Here is an 18,615-nt window from a genome sequence, read left to right on the forward strand (position 1 = left end):
GGCTGGTTGTGGCGTGGAGTACGAAGTACCGGCGGCGATGAAGGAACTCATGGCGCCCGCTTCGTTGATGCCTTCTTCAAGGATCTGACCTTTCTGGTCTTCCTTGTAGAACATTACCTGGTCTTTATCGACTGGCTCGTAGAGCTGGCCGACAGAGGAGTAGATGCCCAGCTGACGGAACATGCCTTCCATACCGAAGGTACGGGCTTCGTCCGGGATGATCGGCACGATGCGCGGGCCGATTTCCTTGTCCTTGACCAGTTGCGCGAGGATGCGTACGAAGGCCATGGTGGTGGAAATTTCACGGTCGCCCGAACCATCGAGGATCGCTTTCAGGGTGTCCAGATCCGGGGTCGGTACGCTGAAGCTCTGCGCGCGGCGCTGCGGTACGAAACCGCCCAGTGCAGCGCGGCGCTCGCTCAGGTAGCGGGCTTCGGCGCTGTTTGGCTCTGGCTTGAAGAACGGCAGGTTCTCCAGCTCTTCGTCCTTGACCGGGATGTCGAAGCGGTCGCGGAACAACTTCAGGCTGTCGACGTCGACTTTCTTGGTGTTGTGCGCGGTGTTTTTCGCTTCGCCGGCACCGGTGCCATAACCCTTGATGGTCTTGGCCAGGATGACGGTAGGTTGTTCTTTGTGGTTGACCGCTTCGTGGTACGCCGCGTAGACCTTGTACGGGTCGTGGCCGCCACGGTTGAGTTTCCAGATCTCGTCGTCGGACAGGTCGGCAACCATCGCCTTGAGTTCAGGCGTGTTGAAGAAATGCTCGCGAACGAACGCACCGTCTTTGGCTTTGTAGTTCTGGTACTCGCCGTCGATGACTTCGTCCATGCGACGTTGCAGGATGCCGTCGACGTCCTTGGCCAGCAGTGGGTCCCAGAAACGGCCCCAGATGACTTTGGTCACGTTCCACTGTGCACCGCGGAACACGCCTTCGAGTTCCTGGATGATCTTGCCGTTGCCGCGAACCGGGCCGTCGAGGCGCTGCAGGTTGCAGTTGATGACGAAGATCAGGTTGTCCAGCTTCTCGCGGCCGGCCAGGGAGATCGCGCCCAGGGATTCCGGCTCGTCGCACTCGCCGTCGCCCAGGAAGCACCAGACTTTCTGTTTGCCCGGCTGGATGAAACCGCGGTGTTCCAGGTACTTCATGAAGCGTGCCTGGTAGATCGCCTGGATCGGACCCAGACCCATGGATACGGTCGGGAACTGCCAGAAGTCAGGCATCAGCCAAGGGTGCGGATAGGACGACAGGCCCTGACCGTCGACTTCCTGGCGGAAGTTGTTCATCTGGTCTTCGGTGATGCGGCCTTCCATGAATGCACGGGCGTAAACGCCTGGCGAGGTGTGGCCCTGGAAGTAGATCAGGTCGCCGCCGTGTTCGTCGGTCGGGGCCTGGAAGAAGTAGTTGAAGCCGATGTCATACAGGGTCGCGCTGGAAGCGAAGCTGGAGATGTGACCACCCAGGTCAGAATCTTTCAGGTTCGTACGCATTACCATGGCCATCGCGTTCCAGCGCACCAGCGAGCGAATGCGGCGTTCCATGAACAGGTCGCCAGGCATGCGTGCTTCGTGGGTTACCGGGATGGTGTTGCGGTAAGGCGTGGTGATGGCGTAAGGGAGCTGCGAACCGCTGCGGGTCGCCAGTTCACCCATACGGGTCATCAGATAGTGAGCACGGTCTTCGCCTTCTTTGTCGAGAACCGATTCCAGGGCGTCCAGCCATTCCTGGGTTTCGACGGGATCGAGGTCTTGCATGGCTTGCTCCAGGGCGGAAAGGCTTCCAGAATCGGTTGCCTGAGTTTGCGACTGGCCTTGTGGGCAGACGATTTAAAATTCTTGGATTGCCGACAGGTTGTTCCGGCGGCGTGTAGTTTTACTACAAATCTTTGAGCATTTCAGCCTTTCGCCTGTATAGACGAGTAGTAAAACTACAGAGGAAAGGCTTGTGGCCTCCGACTGCGTTGTGAGAATAATCGTTAAGGTTGGTCGATTACCATCCGAAAAAGGTGAAAGTTTGATGCTGGATGCCAAAGAAGAAGAAATTTCAGCTATTTCTAACTTTTGTTCGACAGTCCTTCGCGTAGCGGGTTTTCATCAAACACTACAAGCGGCCATTTACACGCCGATCAAGGATAGACCATGACCCTGCCCGTGCTCGCCGAACTCCCCGCCATTCTCCTGCCGTTGGTCACTCGATCCGAGCAGTCGTTCCGTACGGCCGTCGCCTCCCTTGAAGGCGATCACGGCTTGTCGACCTGGACACCGGAGCGTTGGGCGCAATTCGCCCGCGTCGGTGCCGCCAGCGATTTCGTCATTGAACAGAGTGTTCGTGACCCTTTGATGTTGCTGTCGCTGGTGCAGTCCGGCGAACTCGACCGGCCGTACGCGCCGGGTGAACTCTGCGCGCAGATTGCTGCCGCCGTGAACACCGCGCAAAGCGAAGATGAACTCGGTCGTGTCCTGCGTCGCCAGCGCGCTCGCCATCAGGTACGAATCATCTGGCGCGACCTGAACCGCCAGGCCGATCTGGTACAGACCTGCCGCGATCTTTCAGACATGGCCGACGCCACCATCGATCAGGCTTATCAATGGTTGTACCGTCGCCACTGCGATCAGTTCGGCACGCCAACCGGTCGGCGCAGCGGTCTGCCGCAACAGATGGTCATCCTCGGCATGGGCAAGCTCGGCGCGGTCGAGTTGAACCTGTCGTCGGACATCGACCTGATCTTCGCCTACCCCGAGGGCGGCGAAACCGTCGGCGTGAAACGCGCGCTGGATAATCAGGAATTCTTCATTCGTCTCGGTCAGCGCCTGATCAAGGCCCTCGACCCGATGACGGTCGACGGCTTCGTGTTCCGCGTCGACATGCGCCTGCGCCCGTACGGTTCGTCCGGCGCGCTGGTGCTGAGCTTCAATGCACTGGAGCAGTATTACCAGGATCAGGGCCGCGACTGGGAACGCTACGCGATGATCAAGGCGCGGGTGGTGGCCGGCGATCAGACTGCCGGCGCGCAGTTGCTCGACATGCTGCGCCCCTTCGTCTATCGGCGTTATCTGGATTTCTCGGCGATCGAAGCGCTGCGCACCATGAAGCAGTTGATCCAGCAGGAAGTGCGGCGCAAGGGCATGGCCGACAACATCAAGCTGGGTTCCGGTGGCATCCGCGAAGTCGAGTTCATCGCCCAGGCTTTCCAGTTGATCCACGGCGGGCGCGATCTGAGCTTGCAGCAGCGTCCTCTATTAAAGGTATTGAGCACGCTGGAAGGGCAAGGCTATCTGCCGCCGGCAGTGATCAGTGAATTGCGCGAAGGCTATGAGTTTTTGCGTTACACCGAGCATGCGATCCAGGCGATTGCCGACCGCCAGACCCAGATGTTGCCGGACGGCGCTCAGGATCAGGCGCGCATTGCCTTTATGCTCGGTTTCGCCGATTGGCAGGCCTTCCACGAAAAGCTGATGTTCTGGCGCGGCCGTGTGGCCTGGCACTTCGCGCAGGTGATCGCCGATCCCGATGAAGAAGAGGGTGCCGATTGCGAGGTGGTGGTCGGTGGTGAGTGGTTGCCGCTGTGGGAAGAGGCGCAGGATGAGGAGGCCGCTTGCCGACAATTGGAAGAGGGCGGCTTCAAGGACGCGAGCAAAGCGCTGAAAGCGCTGGCCAGTTTGCGTGGCAGCCCGCAATTGCGCGCGATGCAGCGCCTGGGTCGCGAACGTCTCGATGCGTTTATTCCGCGTCTGCTGGCTCAGGCGGTGGAACATGACAACCCGGATCTGGTGCTGGAGCGAGTGCTGCCGCTGGTCGAAGCGGTAGCGCGGCGTTCGGCTTATTTAGTCCTGCTGACGGAAAATCCCGGCGCCTTGCGGCGCTTGCTGACGCTGTGCGCGGCCAGTCCGTGGATTGCTGAGCAGATCACCCGTTTCCCGCTGCTGCTCGATGAATTGCTCAACGAAGGTCGCCTGTTCAAGCCGCCCCTGGCGCCAGAACTGGCCGCCGAGCTGCGCGAACGGCTGACGCGGATTCCCGAAGACGACCTCGAGCAGCAGATGGAAGCCCTGCGTCACTTCAAACTTGCGCACCGCTTGCGCGTCGCCGCGTCGGAAATCGCCGGCAGCCTGCCATTGATGAAAGTCAGCGATTACCTGACCTGGCTGGCCGAAGCGATTCTCGAGCAAGTGCTGGCGCTGGCCTGGCGCCAGACCGTGGCCAAGTACGGCACGCCGCTGCGCACTGACGGCAGTTTGTGCGATCCGGGCTTCATCATTGTCGGTTATGGGAAAGTCGGCGGGCTGGAACTGGGGCATGGTTCGGACCTGGATCTGGTGTTCATCCATGACGGTGATCCGCAGGCGGAAACCGACGGGCCGAAACCGATCGATGGCGCGCAGTTCTTCACCCGGCTGGGGCAGCGGATCATTCACTTGCTGACGGCGCAGACCAACTCCGGTCAGTTGTACGAAGTGGACATGCGTTTGCGCCCGTCCGGCGCGTCGGGGCTGTTAGTCAGTTCACTCGGTGCCTTCGAGCGCTATCAGGAAAATGAAGCCTGGACCTGGGAGCATCAGGCGCTGGTGCGGGCGCGGGTGCTGGTGGGCAGTCAGGATGTCGGCCAGGCCTTCGAGAAAGTCCGCGCGCAGGTTTTGGGTAAAGCGCGGGATCTGGCGAAATTGCAACAGGAAGTCAGCGAGATGCGCGCCAAGATGCGCGACAACCTCGGCACCAAGGGCACCGCGGCCGGTACGGCGGCTAATGCCTTCGAGGCCACGGCGCCGTTCGACCTCAAGCAGGACGCCGGAGGTATCGTCGATATTGAATTTATGGTGCAATACGCGGCCCTGGCGTGGTCGCACAGCCACCCGCCATTGCTGCGCTGGACCGATAACATCCGCATTCTGGAAGAGCTGGAACACGAAGGGCTGATGCCCGCCGAAGACGCCAGCCTGTTGCGCGAAGCCTATAAGGCTTACCGCTCCGCCGCCCACCGGCAGGCCTTGCAGAAGGACGCCGGGGTGATTGCAGGCGACCAGTTTGTCGAGGAGCGCCGGCAGGTATTGCGGATCTGGAAAGAGCTGGGGCTAAGCTGAAACCGGATATTTGAAGCATCGAATACCTTGTGGGAGCGGGCTTGCCCGCGATGGCGGAGTGTCAGCCACCGTCACTTTCAGATGTGATGGCCTCATCGCGGGCAAGCCACGCTCCCACAGGGACTTGTGGTGATTTGCAGATTGAGACACGAACAAACCATGTAGGAGCGAGCCTGCTCGCGATAGCGGAGTAACAGTCGACAGTCATGTTGAAGGTAATGACCCATCGCAAGCAGCGCCGCTCCCTCAGTGATTCTCGAGGCGGGGAGGCGTAAATGCCTCCCCGGTTCGTTTATGGAAACCACATGAATATTCTGATCGTTGGGCCCAGTTGGGTCGGTGACATGGTGATGGCGCAGACACTGTTTCAGTGTCTCAAGCAGCGCCACCCGCAATGCGAAATCGACGTGCTGGCCCCCGAGTGGAGCCGGCCGATCCTTGAGCGCATGCCTGAAGTGCGCAAGGCCTTGAGCTTTCCGCTCGGCCATGGCGCGCTGGAACTGGCGACGCGTCGGCGCATCGGCAAATCCCTGGCCGGCCAGTACGATCAGGCGATCCTGCTGCCGAACTCGCTGAAGTCGGCGCTGGTGCCGTTTTTCGCCGGCATCAAGCAGCGCACCGGCTGGCGCGGCGAATTCCGCTACGGCCTGCTCAATGACGTGCGCACGCTGGATAAGGAACGTTATCCGCTGATGATCGAGCGCTTCATGGCCCTGGCTTACGAGCCGAACGCCGAGCTGCCGAAACCGTATCCACGTCCGAGCCTGCAAATCGATCCGGTGACCCGCGAAGCGGCACTGGCCAAGTTCGGCCTGACCCTCGACCGTCCGGTGTTGGCCCTGTGCCCCGGTGCCGAGTTCGGCGAATCCAAGCGCTGGCCGTCGGAGCATTACGCCAAAGTTGCCGAAGCGCGGATTCGCGAAGGCTGGCAGGTGTGGTTGTTCGGCTCGAAAAACGACCACGCGGTGGGCGAAGACATCCGCGCACGGCTGATTCCCCGGCCTGCGTGAAGAGTCGGTCAACCTCAGCGGCGGCACCTCGCTGGCTGAGGCCATCGACCTGCTGTCCTGTGCCGATTCGGTGGTGTCCAACGACTCCGGCCTGATGCACGTGGCGGCGGCGTTGAACCGTCCGTTGGTGGCGGTCTACGGCTCGACGTCGCCGGGTTTCACCCCGCCGCTGGCCGAGCACGTGGAAATCGTTCGGCTGGGTCTGGATTGCAGCCCGTGCTTCGACCGTACCTGCCGGTTCGGCCATTACAACTGCCTGCGCCAGTTGATGCCGGACGCGGTCAACGATGCCTTGCAGAAACTGCAGGGCTCTGTGGTCGAGGTTCATTAAGTTGCGGGTATTGCTGATCAAGACTTCATCGCTGGGCGACGTGATTCACGCGTTGCCAGCGCTGACCGACGCGGCCCGGGCCATCCCCGGGATCACGTTCGACTGGGTGGTGGAAGAAGGCTTCGCCGAGATCCCGACCTGGCACCCGGCCGTCGGCAAGGTGATTCCGGTGGCGATCCGCCGCTGGCGCAAGAACCTCTGGCAGACCCTCAAGAGCGGCGAGTGGAAGCGCTTCAAGCAGAGCGTGCGCGCCAGCCAATACGATCTGGTGATCGACGCTCAGGGCCTGCTGAAAAGCGCCTGGCTGACGCGCTACGTCAAAGCCCCGGTAGCTGGTCTCGACAAAGGCTCGGCGCGCGAGCCGATCGCTGCACGATTCTATGACCGCAAACTGGCGGTGGCCCGTGGGCAGCATGCGGTCGAACGGGTGCGTCAGCTGTTTGCTATCGCCCTCGGCTATGACCTGCCCAAAGGGTTGGGCGACTACGGCCTCAACGTCGAGCGTCTGGTGGAATTGCCGCGCAAGAGTGCGTTCGTGGTGTTCCTGCATGGCACCACGTGGGACACCAAGCACTGGCCGGAAGCCTACTGGCGCGAGCTGACCGAGCGCGTCGGCTATCTGGGCGTCGGGGTCAAGCTGCCGTGGGGCAACCCGCAGGAGAAGGCCCGCGCCGAACGCATTGCCGCCGGTTTCAAACACGCCGAGGTGCTGCCGAAGCTGAATCTGGCCGGGGTCGGCAAAGTGCTGGCCGGTGCGCAGGCCTGCGTGGCGGTGGACACCGGTCTCGGTCATTTGGCCGCCGCGCTGGATGTGCCGACGATTTCGCTGTTCGGCCCGACCAACCCGGGCCTGACCGGCGCCTACGGCAAGGTGCAGATTCACATGGCCAGTGATTTCCCCTGCGCTCCGTGCCTGCAAAAGAAATGTACCTACCAACCGACTGCGCAGGATGCCCGTCAGTTTGACCTCAAGCGCGAGCAGCCTCTGTGCTTCACGCGTGTAAATCCCGAGCGTGTCGCCAGCCGTCTGAGCACGTTGTTAATGGCTGAGGAGCTGCGCTGATGCAATTGGCTTTTGTCCTGTACAAATATTTCCCGTTCGGTGGCTTGCAGCGCGATTTCATGCGCATCGCCCTCGAATGCCAGAAGCGCGGTCACCAGATCCGCGTCTACACGCTGATCTGGGAAGGCGACGTGCCGCCCGGTTTCGAAGTGCTGGTGGCGCCGGTCAAGGCGTTCTTCAACCATCGGCGCAACGAGAAGCTCAGTGCGTGGATGGAAGCGGATCTGGCCAAGCGTCCGGTGGACCGGCTGATCGGCTTCAACAAGATGCCGGGGCTGGATGTCTACTACGCCGCCGACGGCTGCTTCGAAGACAAGGCGCAGAACCTGCGCCATTCGCTGTACCGCCGCTGGGGCCGCTATCGCCACTTCGCCGAGTACGAGCGCGCGGTGTTCGCCAAAGATGCGAAAACCGAAGTGCTGATGATTTCCGAAGTGCAGCAGCCGCTGTTCATCAAGCACTACGACACGCCGTTGGAGCGCTTCCATCTGCTGCCGCCGGGTATCGCCCAGGATCGTCGACGGCCGGCGGATGCCGACCAGATTCGCGCCGGTTTTCGTGCCGAATTCAACCTCAAGGACGACGAACTGCTGCTGGTGCAGATCGGCTCCGGGTTCAAGACCAAGGGCGTCGATCGCAGCCTCAAGGCGCTGGCCGCATTGCCCGCCGAGCTGAAGAAACGCACCCGGCTGTTTGTAATCGGCCAGGATGACCCCAAATTGTTCCAGATGCAGAGTGCAACTTTGGGTCTGGGCGATAACGTGACGTTCCTCAAGGGCCGCAGCGATATCCCGCGTTTCCTGCTCGGCGCCGATCTGTTGATCCACCCGGCTTACAACGAAAACACCGGTACCGTGCTGCTCGAAGCGCTGGTCGCCGGTTTGCCGGTGCTGGTCAGTGCGGTCTGTGGTTACGCCCATTACATCGCCGAGGCGGACGCCGGGCGCGTGCTGGACGAACCATTCGAGCAGGCGCAACTGACGCAGTACCTGACTGACATGTTGAATGACGACGCTGCACGCGCGGCCTGGAGTCGCAATGGTCTGGCCTTCGCCGAGACGGCCGACCTCTACAGCATGCCGCAGCACGCGGCCGATGTGATTCTGGCGGAGCACGCTTAAATGAAGTTGATGCTGGCTGAACCGTTCAAGAGCCTGTGGGCCGGACGCGACCCGTTCGCCGAAGTCGAAGGCTTGCAGGGCGAGGTCTATCGCGAGCTGGAAGCTCGACGCACGCTGCGCACGGAAGTCGAAGGCAACGGATTTTTCGTCAAGATCCACCGGGGCATCGGCTGGGGCGAGATCTTCAAGAACCTGCTGACCGCCAAGCTGCCGGTGCTCGGCGCGGGTCAGGAATGGCAGGCGATCCAGTGTTTGCAGGCAGTTGGCGTGCCGACCATGACCGCTGTGGCTTACGGCGAAAAGGGCAGCAACCCGGCGGATCAGCATTCGTTCATCGTCACCGAAGAGCTGGCGCCGACCGTCAGCCTCGAAGATTTCAGCATCGATTGGGTCAAGAACCCGCCGCAGCCGAAACTCAAGCGCGCGCTGATCGCTGAAGTGGCACGCATGACCGGCATGATGCACCGCGCCGGGGTCAACCACCGCGACTGCTACATCTGCCACTTCCTGCTGCACACCGACAAACCGGTCACGCCGGACGATTTCAAGCTCTCGGTGATCGACCTGCACCGCGCCCAGACCCGTGCAAAGATTACGCAACGCTGGCGCAACAAGGATCTGGCCGCGCTGTATTTTTCGGCGCTGGACATCGGCCTGACCCGTCGCGACAAGTTGCGTTTCCTCAAAGGCTACTTCCAGCAACCGCTGCGGCAGATCCTGGCAGAAGAAGCGCCGCTGTTGAGCTGGCTCGAAGGCAAGGCCAACAAGCTTTATGCGCGCAAACAGCGATACGGGGATGCGCTCTGATGGCGGGTTGGACTCTTGAGCCGCAATACAGCGAACTGAGCGAAGATTTCGGCAGCCTCGAAGCGGTGTTTGCCCTGCAGGGCGAGCGTTTGACCCGTGATCCGCTGTCCGAAGTCATCCGCGTGCAGCGCAACGGCGTCAATTACTACGTCAAGCGCTACGTCGGCGCCGGTAAAGGTTTGCGCCGCTACCTGGGCAAGCCGCGGGTGAAGATGGAGTGGCAGAACCTCAAGCGCTTCGCCAAGTGGGGCATTCCCACGGCCGAAGTGGTGGCCTGGGGCCTGGAGCGGCGGGGCGCGGCGTACAACCGTGGCGCCATGATCACCCGCGAGCTGCCGCGCACCGAAGACCTGTCGGCGCTGGCCGAACGCAACGATCCGAAACTCAAGGATCGCCTGTGGGTTGATGGCATCAGCCGCCAACTGGCCGGCTATACGCGAACCATGCACGACCACCGCTTTACCCATAACGATCTGAAGTGGCGCAACCTGCTGATCGACGATCAGGCGCAGCTGTTTCTGATCGACTGCCCGAACGGCGATTTCTGGCGCGGCTTCTGGCTCAAATACCGGATCACCAAGGATCTGGCCTGTCTCGACAAAGTGGCCAAATATCACCTGTCGAACACCCAGCGCCTGCGCTTCTACCTGCAATACCGCGGACGTGATCGGCTGAATGCCGCCGACAAGAAACGGATTCGCCACGTGGTGAGATTTTTCGAGGGACGCGAATGACTGATTTCCTGGCTGCTGAAGACCGGGCGCTGCTTGAGCGTCATGGCCTCGGCACTTTCGACGCGCTCTGGGCCAAGCAGCTCGAAGCCGTGGACGAACCGAACACCGATGGCGGTGGCTGGAGCAGCGTGTTTCGCCTGGAGCTGGAAGGGCGGGCCTACTATCTCAAGCGGCAGAGCAATTACCTGACCCGCACCTTGCATGCGCCGTTCGGCGAGCCGAGTTTCGCCCGTGAGTTTCGCAACATCAGCCGCTACAACAAGCTGGGAATTCCTGCGCTGCAAGCGGCGTTTTTCGGCGAGCGCAAGGTCAAGGGCGATGTTCAGGCGATCCTGCTGACCCGTGCCCTCGACGGCTGGGATGATCTCGACTCGCTGTTGCAACGCTGGTCCGAGCTGACCGCCGCGCAGCACTCGGCGATTCTCAAGGCCTGTGGACAACTGGCGCGCCAGCTGCACGGCGTACGTCAGGTGCACGGCTGTTTTTATCCCAAGCACATTTTCTTGCAGGCTGAGGGCGACGCCTATCGGGCGCAGTTGATCGACCTGGAAAAGACCCGGCCCCTGCTGTTCGGCATGCGCGATCGGGTCAAGGATCTGGAGCCGCTGCTGCGTCGCGCGCCGGAATGGAGCGAGGCGCAATTGCGCGAGTTGCTCGCGGCGTACCTCGATCAGCCCGTCGACAGTTCACTGGTCGACAGCTGGGTTTCGCGCCTGACCGCACGGCGCAGTCGCAAGGAGACCCGTTGATGCGCTTGTCCGAACTGAAAAACGCCGGGCGTGCGCCGAATCTGCCGCTGACGATCAGCCTCGCTGATGCGGCCGGTCCTGCGGATTTGCAGTTGCTGAGCCTGCTGCGGGTGTTGCCGGGGCAGCGTTATGTCGGCGCCGGGGTCTGGCGCGGTCGGCCGGTGCTGGCCAAGTTGCTGGTGGGCAGCAAGGCTGCGCGGCATTTTCAGCGTGAACTGGCGGGCGTCAAACTGCTCGCCGAACAGGGCCTTACCACGCCATTGCTGTTGGCCGATGGCTTGCAGGATGGCGAGGGCGGCTGGTTGTTGTTCGAATTTCTCGAAGGCGCTGAAAGCCTCGGCGATGCCTGGCAGCAAGTCGAATCGTTGCCAGTGCTGGCGGACGAACAAACGGCGGTACTGGCCGAGGCGCTGGGCGCTATCGGCCAACTGCATGGCAAAGGGTTGTGGCAGGAAGATCTGCATCTGGACAACCTGCTGCGTCACGGCGGGCAGTTGTACCTGATCGATGGCGCGGGGATCTGCGTCGAAACTGCCGGTCAGCCGTTGTCGCGGCACAAGGTGCTGGAAAACCTCGGAGTGTTTTTCGCCCAGTTGCCCAAGGCACTGGAGCCGTTCACCGAAGAATTGCTGGTGCATTACCTGCTGAGCAACAGCGAGCATGCGCTGCCGCTGGAAGCGTTGCAGAAGCAGATCGCCAAGGTGCGCGCCTGGCGCCTGAAGGATTATCTGATCAAGGTGGGCCGCGAGTGCACATTGTTCAGTGTGCAGCGCGGTGCGTTTGGCTTGCGGGCAGTCCGTCGTGAGGAAGAGGCAGCCATGCTGCCGGTGCTGGATCAGGCCGATGCGCTGCTCGATCAGGGCCATCTGTACAAGACCGGCGGCGCGGCGAGCGTGGGCAAAGTCGAAGTGGCCGGGCGCACGCTGGTGATCAAGCGCTACAACATCAAAGGCTTTGCGCACTGGCTCAAGCGCTTCTGGCGCCCGAGCCGCGCCTGGCACTCGTGGTGTGAAGGCAATCGCCTGGCGTTCCTCGGCATCGCCACACCGAAACCGCTGGCGGTGCTGGAAAAGCGCTTTCTGTGGCTGCGCAGTCGCGCCTATCTGGTGACCGAGTTTCTGCCGGGGCCGGACATCATCGAGCGCTTTGCGCCGTATGTTGAAAGCGGTGCGGCGCCGGAATCCGAGCTGCAGGCGCTGGATCAACTGTTCGCCCGATTGATTGCCGAGCGCATCAGTCATGGCGACTTCAAGGGGCATAACTTGTTCTGGCAGGAAGGTCGCTGGGCGTTGATCGACCTGGATTCGATGTGTCAGCACGGCTCTGTCGGAAGTTTCGCAGCGGCCTATGCACGGGATCGGGCACGGTTCATGCGCAACTGGCCCGAGAGCAGCGCGTTGTATCAGGTGATCGATCAGCGGTTGCCCAAGGACATCTCCAGCGCGGCATGAGCCGCCTCGCCAGCAGGCTGGCTCCCACATGGGAAAGCATTCCCCTGTAGGAGTGAGCCTGCTCGCGATAGGGCTTTAAAGCCCCCAAAAAATCCGGTTAAGCAACAGCGGACGAACTCCACTGACGTGTCCTGCAGCGTCTCCAGAAGCCATGAGCTGTGCCCGTTCCAGCCCCGATGCCAGCTTGCCCTGACCACTTCGGAGGGCAAACCTTGAGCATCCAAAGCGCTGTAACACTGGGCACCTGCGCATGGCTTTTATCCGGCTCCGGCACTGCCGCCACGGTATGGCAGATGGACGCTGACGTCGCCCGCGACCTGCGCAAACAGAAAACCTACTGCCAGTCGATTCCACGGAGCTACAGCGGGCTGGCGTTCGACTTCTTCGTACTCCACGCGTCCCCAGACCCCTCCGGCGTCCTGGAGCCGTTCGTGCTGCTCGACCTGCCGTTGTCCGGGGTGCTGGATACGGTGGTGTTGCCGTCTACGAATTACCGCCAAGCCAGTGACGGCAATCTCGGTATCTATTGGCGCGCGGGCGGTTATTGAGTGTGAAAGCAAGGTTTCACCGGGCCGATTCACCAAGGGCAATTCGCACAGGGTCATTCCCGCCACGTTTACGCTATAATCCCGCCCTTTAGCTGTCTCTCGCCCGGTGCGAGGGCACATCAATTTTCAAGGCGCATCGCGCCTGAATGCAGACTAAAGAGGCTAGACCCTGTGGCATTGACGATTCTTGGCCTGTCCGGCGCCCTTAGCCATGACCCTTCAGCCGCCTTGTATATCGACGGCAAGCTGGTGGCGGCGGCTGAAGAAGAGCGCTTCGTCCGCGATAAGCATGCAAAGAACCGCATGCCCTACGAATCGGCGAAGTTCTGCCTGGAACAGGCCGGCATCAAGCCGTCCGACGTTGACGTGGTGGCGATTCCGTTCGCCCCGATCAGCCTGTTCGGCAAGGCCCGCTGGCAGTATGCCAAGCGTTACTGGTACGCCCCGGATCGTGCACTCGACGCGATCCTGATGGGCAACCGTCGCTACAAGCGTTATCGCAACAAGATCGTCTGGTGTCTGGAGCAACTGGGCTTTGATCCGAAGAAGATCAAGATCGAGCCGGTCGAGCACCACCTGGCTCACGCCTCCAGCGCCTACCACTGCTCGGGTTTCAAAGAGAAAACCGCGATCCTCGGCATCGACGGCAAGGGCGAGTACGCCACGACCTTCTTCGGCTATGGCGAAAACGGCAAGATCCACAAGATCAAGGAATTTTTCGATCCGGACTCCCTCGGCGGCCTGTACGGCGCGATCACCGAGTTCCTCGGCTTCGACATGCTCGACGGTGAGTTCAAGGTCATGGGCATGGCGCCGTATGGCGACGCCAGCAAATACGACTTCTCGCGCCTGGCCTCCTTCGAGAACGGCGAGCTGGTGATCAACACTGACTACGCCAACGTGATCGGCCTGCGTCGCTACAAGGAGAAGGGCAAGGGTTACTACTTCTCGCCGAAACTGATCGAGTGGCTGGGTCCCAAGCGCGAGGGCGACATCGCCGACGAGCCGTACATCCACTACGCCGCCAGCATCCAGGCACTGTTCGAAAAAATCGCGCTGCAGATGATCGATTACTACCTGGGCGACGTGCTCAAGGAAACCGGCAAGCTGGCCTACGCCGGTGGCTGCGCGTTGAACGTCAAGCTCAACCAGAAAATCATCGCCCGTGACGACGTCAAAGAGCTGTTCGTACAGCCTGCATCCGGCGACGCCGGCACCGCAGTCGGTGCCGCGGCCTATGTGTCGCACGCCCGTGGCGTGCCGGTCGAGAAGATGGAACACGTCTACCTCGGCCCGTCCTACAGCAACGAAGACGTGATCGCCGCGTGCGCCCGTCACGAGAACAAACCGACCTGGCGCAAGCTCGACAACATGCCGGAGCAGATCGCCAAAATCATGGTCGATGGCAACCCGGTGGCCTGGTTCCAGGGCCGCATGGAGTTCGGTCCGCGTGCACTGGGCGGTCGTTCGATCATCGGTTGCCCGAGCGTGGCCGGTGTGGCTGATCGCATCAACCACCAGATCAAGTTCCGCGAGCGCTGGAGGCCTTTCTGCCCGTCGATGCTCGACACCGTTGCACCGCAGATGATCAAGATCGATCACCCGGCGCCGTTCATGACCTTCACCTTCGAAGTGGCGGAAGAGTGGAAGACCCGCGTGCCGGAAGTTGTCCACGAAGACGGCACTTCCCGGGCCCAGGTCCTGAAGCGCGAATACAACCCGCGCTACTACGACATGATGAAGGCGCTGGAAAATCTCACCGGCAACGGCGTATCGCTGAACACCTCGCTGAACCGTCGTGGTGAACCGATGATCTGCTCGCCGACCGATGCCCTGAACATGTTCTTCGGTTCCGATCTTCAGTACCTGATCATGGAAGACATTCTGGTGGTCAAAGAGGGCGCAAACGCTTATGACTCGCTCGGCTGAACGCCATGTGCTGCAGTTCTGTCACGGCTATGACGGGCCGTTCCTCGACTGCGCACGGCAGTACGCCAGCCTGTTCGCGGGCACCGGTTATCGGGTGACCACGGGTCTTTCTGACCGGGGCCGCCGATAGCGAGGTGGCCGCAGCGTGTGCTTCCGATGAAGTGTTGTTCATGGAATACAGCTCCAAGGCCATTCGTGGCCTGAAGCTGGGCGCCATCGGCGATTTGCGCAAGATCGCCGCTTCACGCAATTTCAGTTTCTGCATCGCCCATCGCTTCAAGCCGATCTACATCGCCTTGCTCGGCACGTCGCTGCCGGTGATTGGCGTGCACCATGCGTTTGACGATTACAAACGCGGCACGCGCAAGCTGTTCGCGCACATTTTCCGCAAGCGCCTGAGCCTGCTCGGCGTCTCCGATGCCGTGCGCGACGACATGCGGCGCTGCCTGCCGAACTGGCCGTCGACCCGCATCCAGACCTTGTACAACCGCATCGATGTGCCGGCCTTGCAGGCCAGTCAGGTGTCAGCCCACGAAGCCCGCGAGACCCTCGGTCTGGCGGCTGATGCGTTCATTGTCGGCAACGTTGGACGGCTGCACCCGGACAAGGATCAGGCCACCTTGCTGCACGGTTTTGCTGCCGCGTTGCCGGGTCTGCCGGGCAACAGTCAGCTGGTGATTCTCGGCAAGGGCCGTCTGGAGCAGGACCTCAAGGAACTGGCGCGCGAACTGGGCATCGGTGATCGGGTGTTGTTTCTCGGTCAGGTGCCGGACGCGCGCAATTACTTCCGCGCCTTCGATGTGTTTGCCCTGAGCTCCGATCACGAACCGTTCGGCATGGTGCTGCTCGAAGCCATGGCCGCCGGCGTGCCTTTGCTCGCCACTGCCTGTGGCGGGGCCAAGGAAGTGGTCGAAGGCGTGGGCATTCTGTTTCCGCTGGGCGATGCCGAACACCTTGCCCAAGGCCTGCAACATTTGGCCGGTATGGATGATCAGCAACGCCGGCAGTGCGCCGAGCTGATGCTCGATCGTCTGCGTGAGCGTTTCTCCGACCGTGCGGTGCGCGACACCTTCTGGCGTCTGCCGCAAGTTACCGATCTGGCACCGAGGGGCTGATGCTCAATCGATTTCAAGGCTGGCGCGAACGTGGCTGGTCGCCCGTTGACGCCTTCACCTATGCCAGCGCCTGGCAGCGTTTTGGCGGCAGTGTCGCGACCCATCCGCTGGTGGTCGAACGCCTGGCGGATCTGGCCGGTATCCCGGTGCGTTATCTGGCCTGGGAGCAGGGCGGCGAAGTCAAAGCGGCGATCCCGACCTGGGGCCGTGATTTGGCGCTGTCCAAAGACGTGCTCAAGCGCAACGGCAAGAAAGGCCTGTTCGACCTCGGCAATGCCGAGTTGATCCTGCCGGCCGCCGCCGATGCCCAGGCGCCGCTGCGCCATCGCGCACGCTATCTGTCGGCGCTCAACGAATACCGCTTCAGCGGCCTCAAGTTGCAGACCGAACAACTGGCCATGGCCCGCACCCCCGAAGAATTGTCGAAGAAGTTTCGCTACAACCAGCGCCGCGAACTGCGCTTGCTGGAAGAGGCGGGTGGACTGGTGCGTCCGGTCAGTGAGTTTTCCAGTGCCGAACTGGCGGCGATCTACTGTGATCTGTTCCAGCGCCGCTGGGGCTTTCCGGCCACCGGCGCGGCGCGCATGGCCGACGTCATCGGGCTGCTGCGCGAACTGTTGATCGGCTCGGTGATTTTCCTCAATGATGCGCCGATCGCCATTCAACTGGTGTACCGCGTTGAGGCCCCAGAGTGGATCAGCGTCGAGTACATCAACGGCGGCGTCGACCCCGAGACCCGCGAATTCAGCCCTGGCAGTGTGTTGAGCTTCCTCAATACGCAAAGCGCCTGGGAGCACGCGCGAGCACTGAACAAGCCGCTGCGGTTTTCCTTCGGTCGCGCCGACCGTGAATACAAGGATCGCTGGTGCAATCCTGTGCCGGTGTTCACCGTATGAGTCAGCCCATGAGCCGCAAACAGCAACTGCTCAAGCGTCATCGGCGCAATAAACGCATTACCTTGCTGATCGCCCTGATCGTGTTGATCGCGCTCGGGGTGCTGGTGGCGTGGTGGTTGCCGCTGGTGCTCGCGGTGGTTGGCTGGATCGCCCACGAGGCGTGGTTTGCCGATCACCTGTTCTATTCGCCGAAAGACGATTACCAGTACAGCTTTCCACCGTTCACACCGCAGCCGAAAGTGCATCTGAACGGCGAACAATTGCGTCTGGATGAAGGTGTGATGCTGGTCGACGAAGCGACGTTGATCCTCGCGGTAAAGGTCAAAAGCAGTTGGCTCGGACGCTTCTTTGATCCGCGCGTGGAACTGCTCGGCGGGACTAATCCGGATGCGCAAACCTTCGAGCGCGGGGTCAATGGCCTGCGCTATCTGAATCTCAGCGGTCAGGCGCAAGCTCTGTCGCAAGGCCAGTTGCGCCTGCGCGGGCGCTGTTGCCGGGTGTCCGGCGAACCGGTGTTGTGGGCGCTGGAACAGCCTGATTACCGTCGTCAGCGGGTGATGGTCATTGCCCCGCACGCCGACGACGCCGAACTGGCGGCCTATGGCTTGTACAGTCAGGCCGACGAAGCCTGGATCGTTACCCTGACCGCAGGCGAAATCGAAGCCGAACACTATCAACAGATGGGCATGAACAAGGTCGAGGCGGCGCGGCTCAAGGGCCGGTTGCGCGCCTGGGACAGCCTCGCCGTGCCGCGTTGGGCCGGTGTCCCGCAGGAACACTGCGTGCAGCTCGGTTACTTCTGTCTGCAACTGGCCGCGATGCAAGCTGCGCCGAATCAGGCAGTAGGTTCGCGCGAAGCGGACTTGAATGACACGCGCCTGTTTCGTCAGTTGAATCCGTTCACTCTGCCGGGCGACGCCGATGGTGCGCCGACCTGGAACAACCTGCTGGCCGACCTGCGTGAAGTGCTGCTGCGCGCCCGTCCGGACGTGATTGTGTTGCCGCACCCGACCCTTGATCCGCATCCCGATCATGTCTGCGCCCAGCAAGCGGTTTTGCAGGCGCTCCAAAGTCTCGACTGGCAGCCGACGTTGCTCGGTTACGCCAACCATTTGCACGACAACGACCGCTGGCCGATGGGCAACACCGGGCAGGGCATTGCCTTGCCGCCGGCCTTCGATGCGGCGGTGCCGATGCAGCCGCTGTGCCTGCCGCTGTCCATCGAGTTGCAGCGGGACAAGGCCATGGCGCTGGGCATGATGCATGACCTGCAGCCGCCGGCACCGTTCAAGCGGCGCCTGCGCCGGATTATCCAGCGTGTGCTCGCCGGGCGGGCCGCGTCGGTGTACGGCGAAAACGAGTTTTTTCGAAAAGCGGTCAGACGCCAGGAATTGTTCTGGTTATTGAAGCACGGTGAACCGGGCGATCAGCGGGGAGAGTCATGAGTCAACGGTCCAAGGTGTTGCAACTGCAACCCGACTACAACGTCAAAGCCCATGATTTCGCCGACCTGGCCGAGCAGATCGTCAAGGCGTTACCGGCTGATCGCTATGAAGTCACGGCGGCGTTCCTGCGCGGCAAACCGGGGCCGGGCGAGCCGGTGAGCCGGGCTGACCGTTCGGTGTACTTCGAGTTTTCCGACAAGTCGCTCAAAGGCATGCGCCTGCGGGCGATGTGGCAGCTGTATAAGTTCTGCCGTCGAGAAAAAGTTTCGATGTGGTGATCTGCAACCGCTTTCAAAGCCGGTGAACATGATGCTGGCGCTCAACCGCTGGTTTGAAGGTG

The 18,615-nt window shown here is 61.6% G+C and carries 13 protein-coding genes and 3 pseudogenes; 15 read left to right on the forward strand and 1 reads right to left on the reverse strand.

Features of this window, described 5'->3' with window-relative positions; genetic code table 11:
- The coding region (gene aceE / locus HT737_RS18160) for a pyruvate dehydrogenase (acetyl-transferring), homodimeric type (protein ID WP_182403530.1) at positions 1–1,752 on the reverse strand (1,752 nt) is incomplete at its 3' end.
- A 262-nt stretch (positions 1,753–2,014) separates the two neighbouring features.
- Between aceE and HT737_RS31860 the strand changes: the two genes are divergently transcribed.
- The 15 genes and pseudogenes from HT737_RS31860 to HT737_RS18230 form a co-directional block, all read left to right on the forward strand.
- Positions 2,015–2,140 carry a hypothetical protein gene (locus tag HT737_RS31860; protein ID WP_256198919.1) on the forward strand — a complete coding sequence of 42 codons (126 nt, stop codon included), beginning with the start codon at positions 2,015–2,017 and terminating at the stop codon, positions 2,138–2,140.
- On the forward strand, positions 2,137–5,076 hold the full coding sequence (gene glnE / locus HT737_RS18165) for a bifunctional [glutamate--ammonia ligase]-adenylyl-L-tyrosine phosphorylase/[glutamate--ammonia-ligase] adenylyltransferase (protein ID WP_182403532.1): 2,940 nt from the start codon (positions 2,137–2,139) through the stop codon (positions 5,074–5,076). The genes HT737_RS31860 and glnE overlap by 4 nt, the downstream gene beginning before the upstream one ends.
- Before the next feature lie 305 nt (positions 5,077–5,381).
- Positions 5,382–6,417: pseudogene (gene waaF, locus HT737_RS18170) on the forward strand (lipopolysaccharide heptosyltransferase II).
- Between the two features lies 1 nt (position 6,418).
- The gene (gene waaC / locus HT737_RS18175; RefSeq protein WP_121183358.1) at positions 6,419–7,480 is read left to right on the forward strand and encodes a lipopolysaccharide heptosyltransferase I; all 1,062 of its coding nucleotides are present in this window, start codon (positions 6,419–6,421) and stop codon (positions 7,478–7,480) included.
- Positions 7,480–8,601: a glycosyltransferase family 4 protein gene (locus HT737_RS18180; protein ID WP_121183360.1), complete on the forward strand. Its 1,122-nt coding sequence runs from the start codon at positions 7,480–7,482 to the stop codon at positions 8,599–8,601. The genes waaC and HT737_RS18180 overlap by 1 nt, the downstream gene beginning before the upstream one ends.
- Entirely contained in the window at positions 8,602–9,408 is an 807-nt protein-coding gene (gene rfaP, locus HT737_RS18185) for a lipopolysaccharide core heptose(I) kinase RfaP (protein WP_182403534.1), read from the forward strand.
- Positions 9,408–10,142 carry a lipopolysaccharide kinase InaA family protein gene (locus HT737_RS18190; RefSeq protein ID WP_095667714.1) on the forward strand — a complete coding sequence of 245 codons (735 nt, stop codon included), beginning with the start codon at positions 9,408–9,410 and terminating at the stop codon, positions 10,140–10,142. Before rfaP ends, HT737_RS18190 begins: the two co-directional genes overlap by 1 nt.
- A complete protein-coding gene (locus tag HT737_RS18195; protein WP_121183364.1) occupies positions 10,139–10,891 on the forward strand; it encodes a lipopolysaccharide kinase InaA family protein in 753 nt (250 codons plus the stop codon). Before HT737_RS18190 ends, HT737_RS18195 begins: the two co-directional genes overlap by 4 nt.
- Positions 10,891–12,342, forward strand: coding sequence for a lipopolysaccharide kinase InaA family protein (locus HT737_RS18200; RefSeq protein ID WP_182403536.1), 1,452 nt, complete (start codon positions 10,891–10,893; stop codon positions 12,340–12,342). Before HT737_RS18195 ends, HT737_RS18200 begins: the two co-directional genes overlap by 1 nt.
- A gap of 212 nt (positions 12,343–12,554) precedes the next feature.
- The gene (locus HT737_RS18205; protein WP_182403538.1) at positions 12,555–12,890 is read left to right on the forward strand and encodes a YceK/YidQ family lipoprotein; all 336 of its coding nucleotides are present in this window, start codon (positions 12,555–12,557) and stop codon (positions 12,888–12,890) included.
- Between the two features lie 171 nt (positions 12,891–13,061).
- Positions 13,062–14,819, forward strand: a complete 1,758-nt coding sequence (locus HT737_RS18210; RefSeq protein WP_041065832.1) for a carbamoyltransferase — start codon at positions 13,062–13,064, stop codon at positions 14,817–14,819.
- A pseudogene (locus tag HT737_RS18215) lies at positions 14,803–15,934 on the forward strand (glycosyltransferase). The gene HT737_RS18210 and the pseudogene HT737_RS18215 overlap by 17 nt, the downstream one beginning before the upstream one ends.
- Positions 15,934–16,830 carry an antimicrobial resistance protein Mig-14 gene (locus HT737_RS18220; RefSeq protein WP_182403540.1) on the forward strand — a complete coding sequence of 299 codons (897 nt, stop codon included), beginning with the start codon at positions 15,934–15,936 and terminating at the stop codon, positions 16,828–16,830. Before HT737_RS18215 ends, HT737_RS18220 begins: the two are co-directional and overlap by 1 nt.
- An 8-nt stretch (positions 16,831–16,838) precedes the next feature.
- Entirely contained in the window at positions 16,839–18,275 is a 1,437-nt protein-coding gene (locus HT737_RS18225) for a PIG-L family deacetylase (RefSeq protein ID WP_182403542.1), read from the forward strand.
- Positions 18,272–18,615, forward strand: a pseudogene (locus HT737_RS18230) (glycosyltransferase); the annotation flags it as partial. The gene HT737_RS18225 and the pseudogene HT737_RS18230, both read left to right, overlap by 4 nt.

The sequence above is a fragment of the Pseudomonas sp. MD195_PC81_125 genome, from assembly GCF_014060985.1.
In the GTDB taxonomy this organism is placed as follows: domain Bacteria; phylum Pseudomonadota; class Gammaproteobacteria; order Pseudomonadales; family Pseudomonadaceae; genus Aquipseudomonas; species Aquipseudomonas parakoreensis.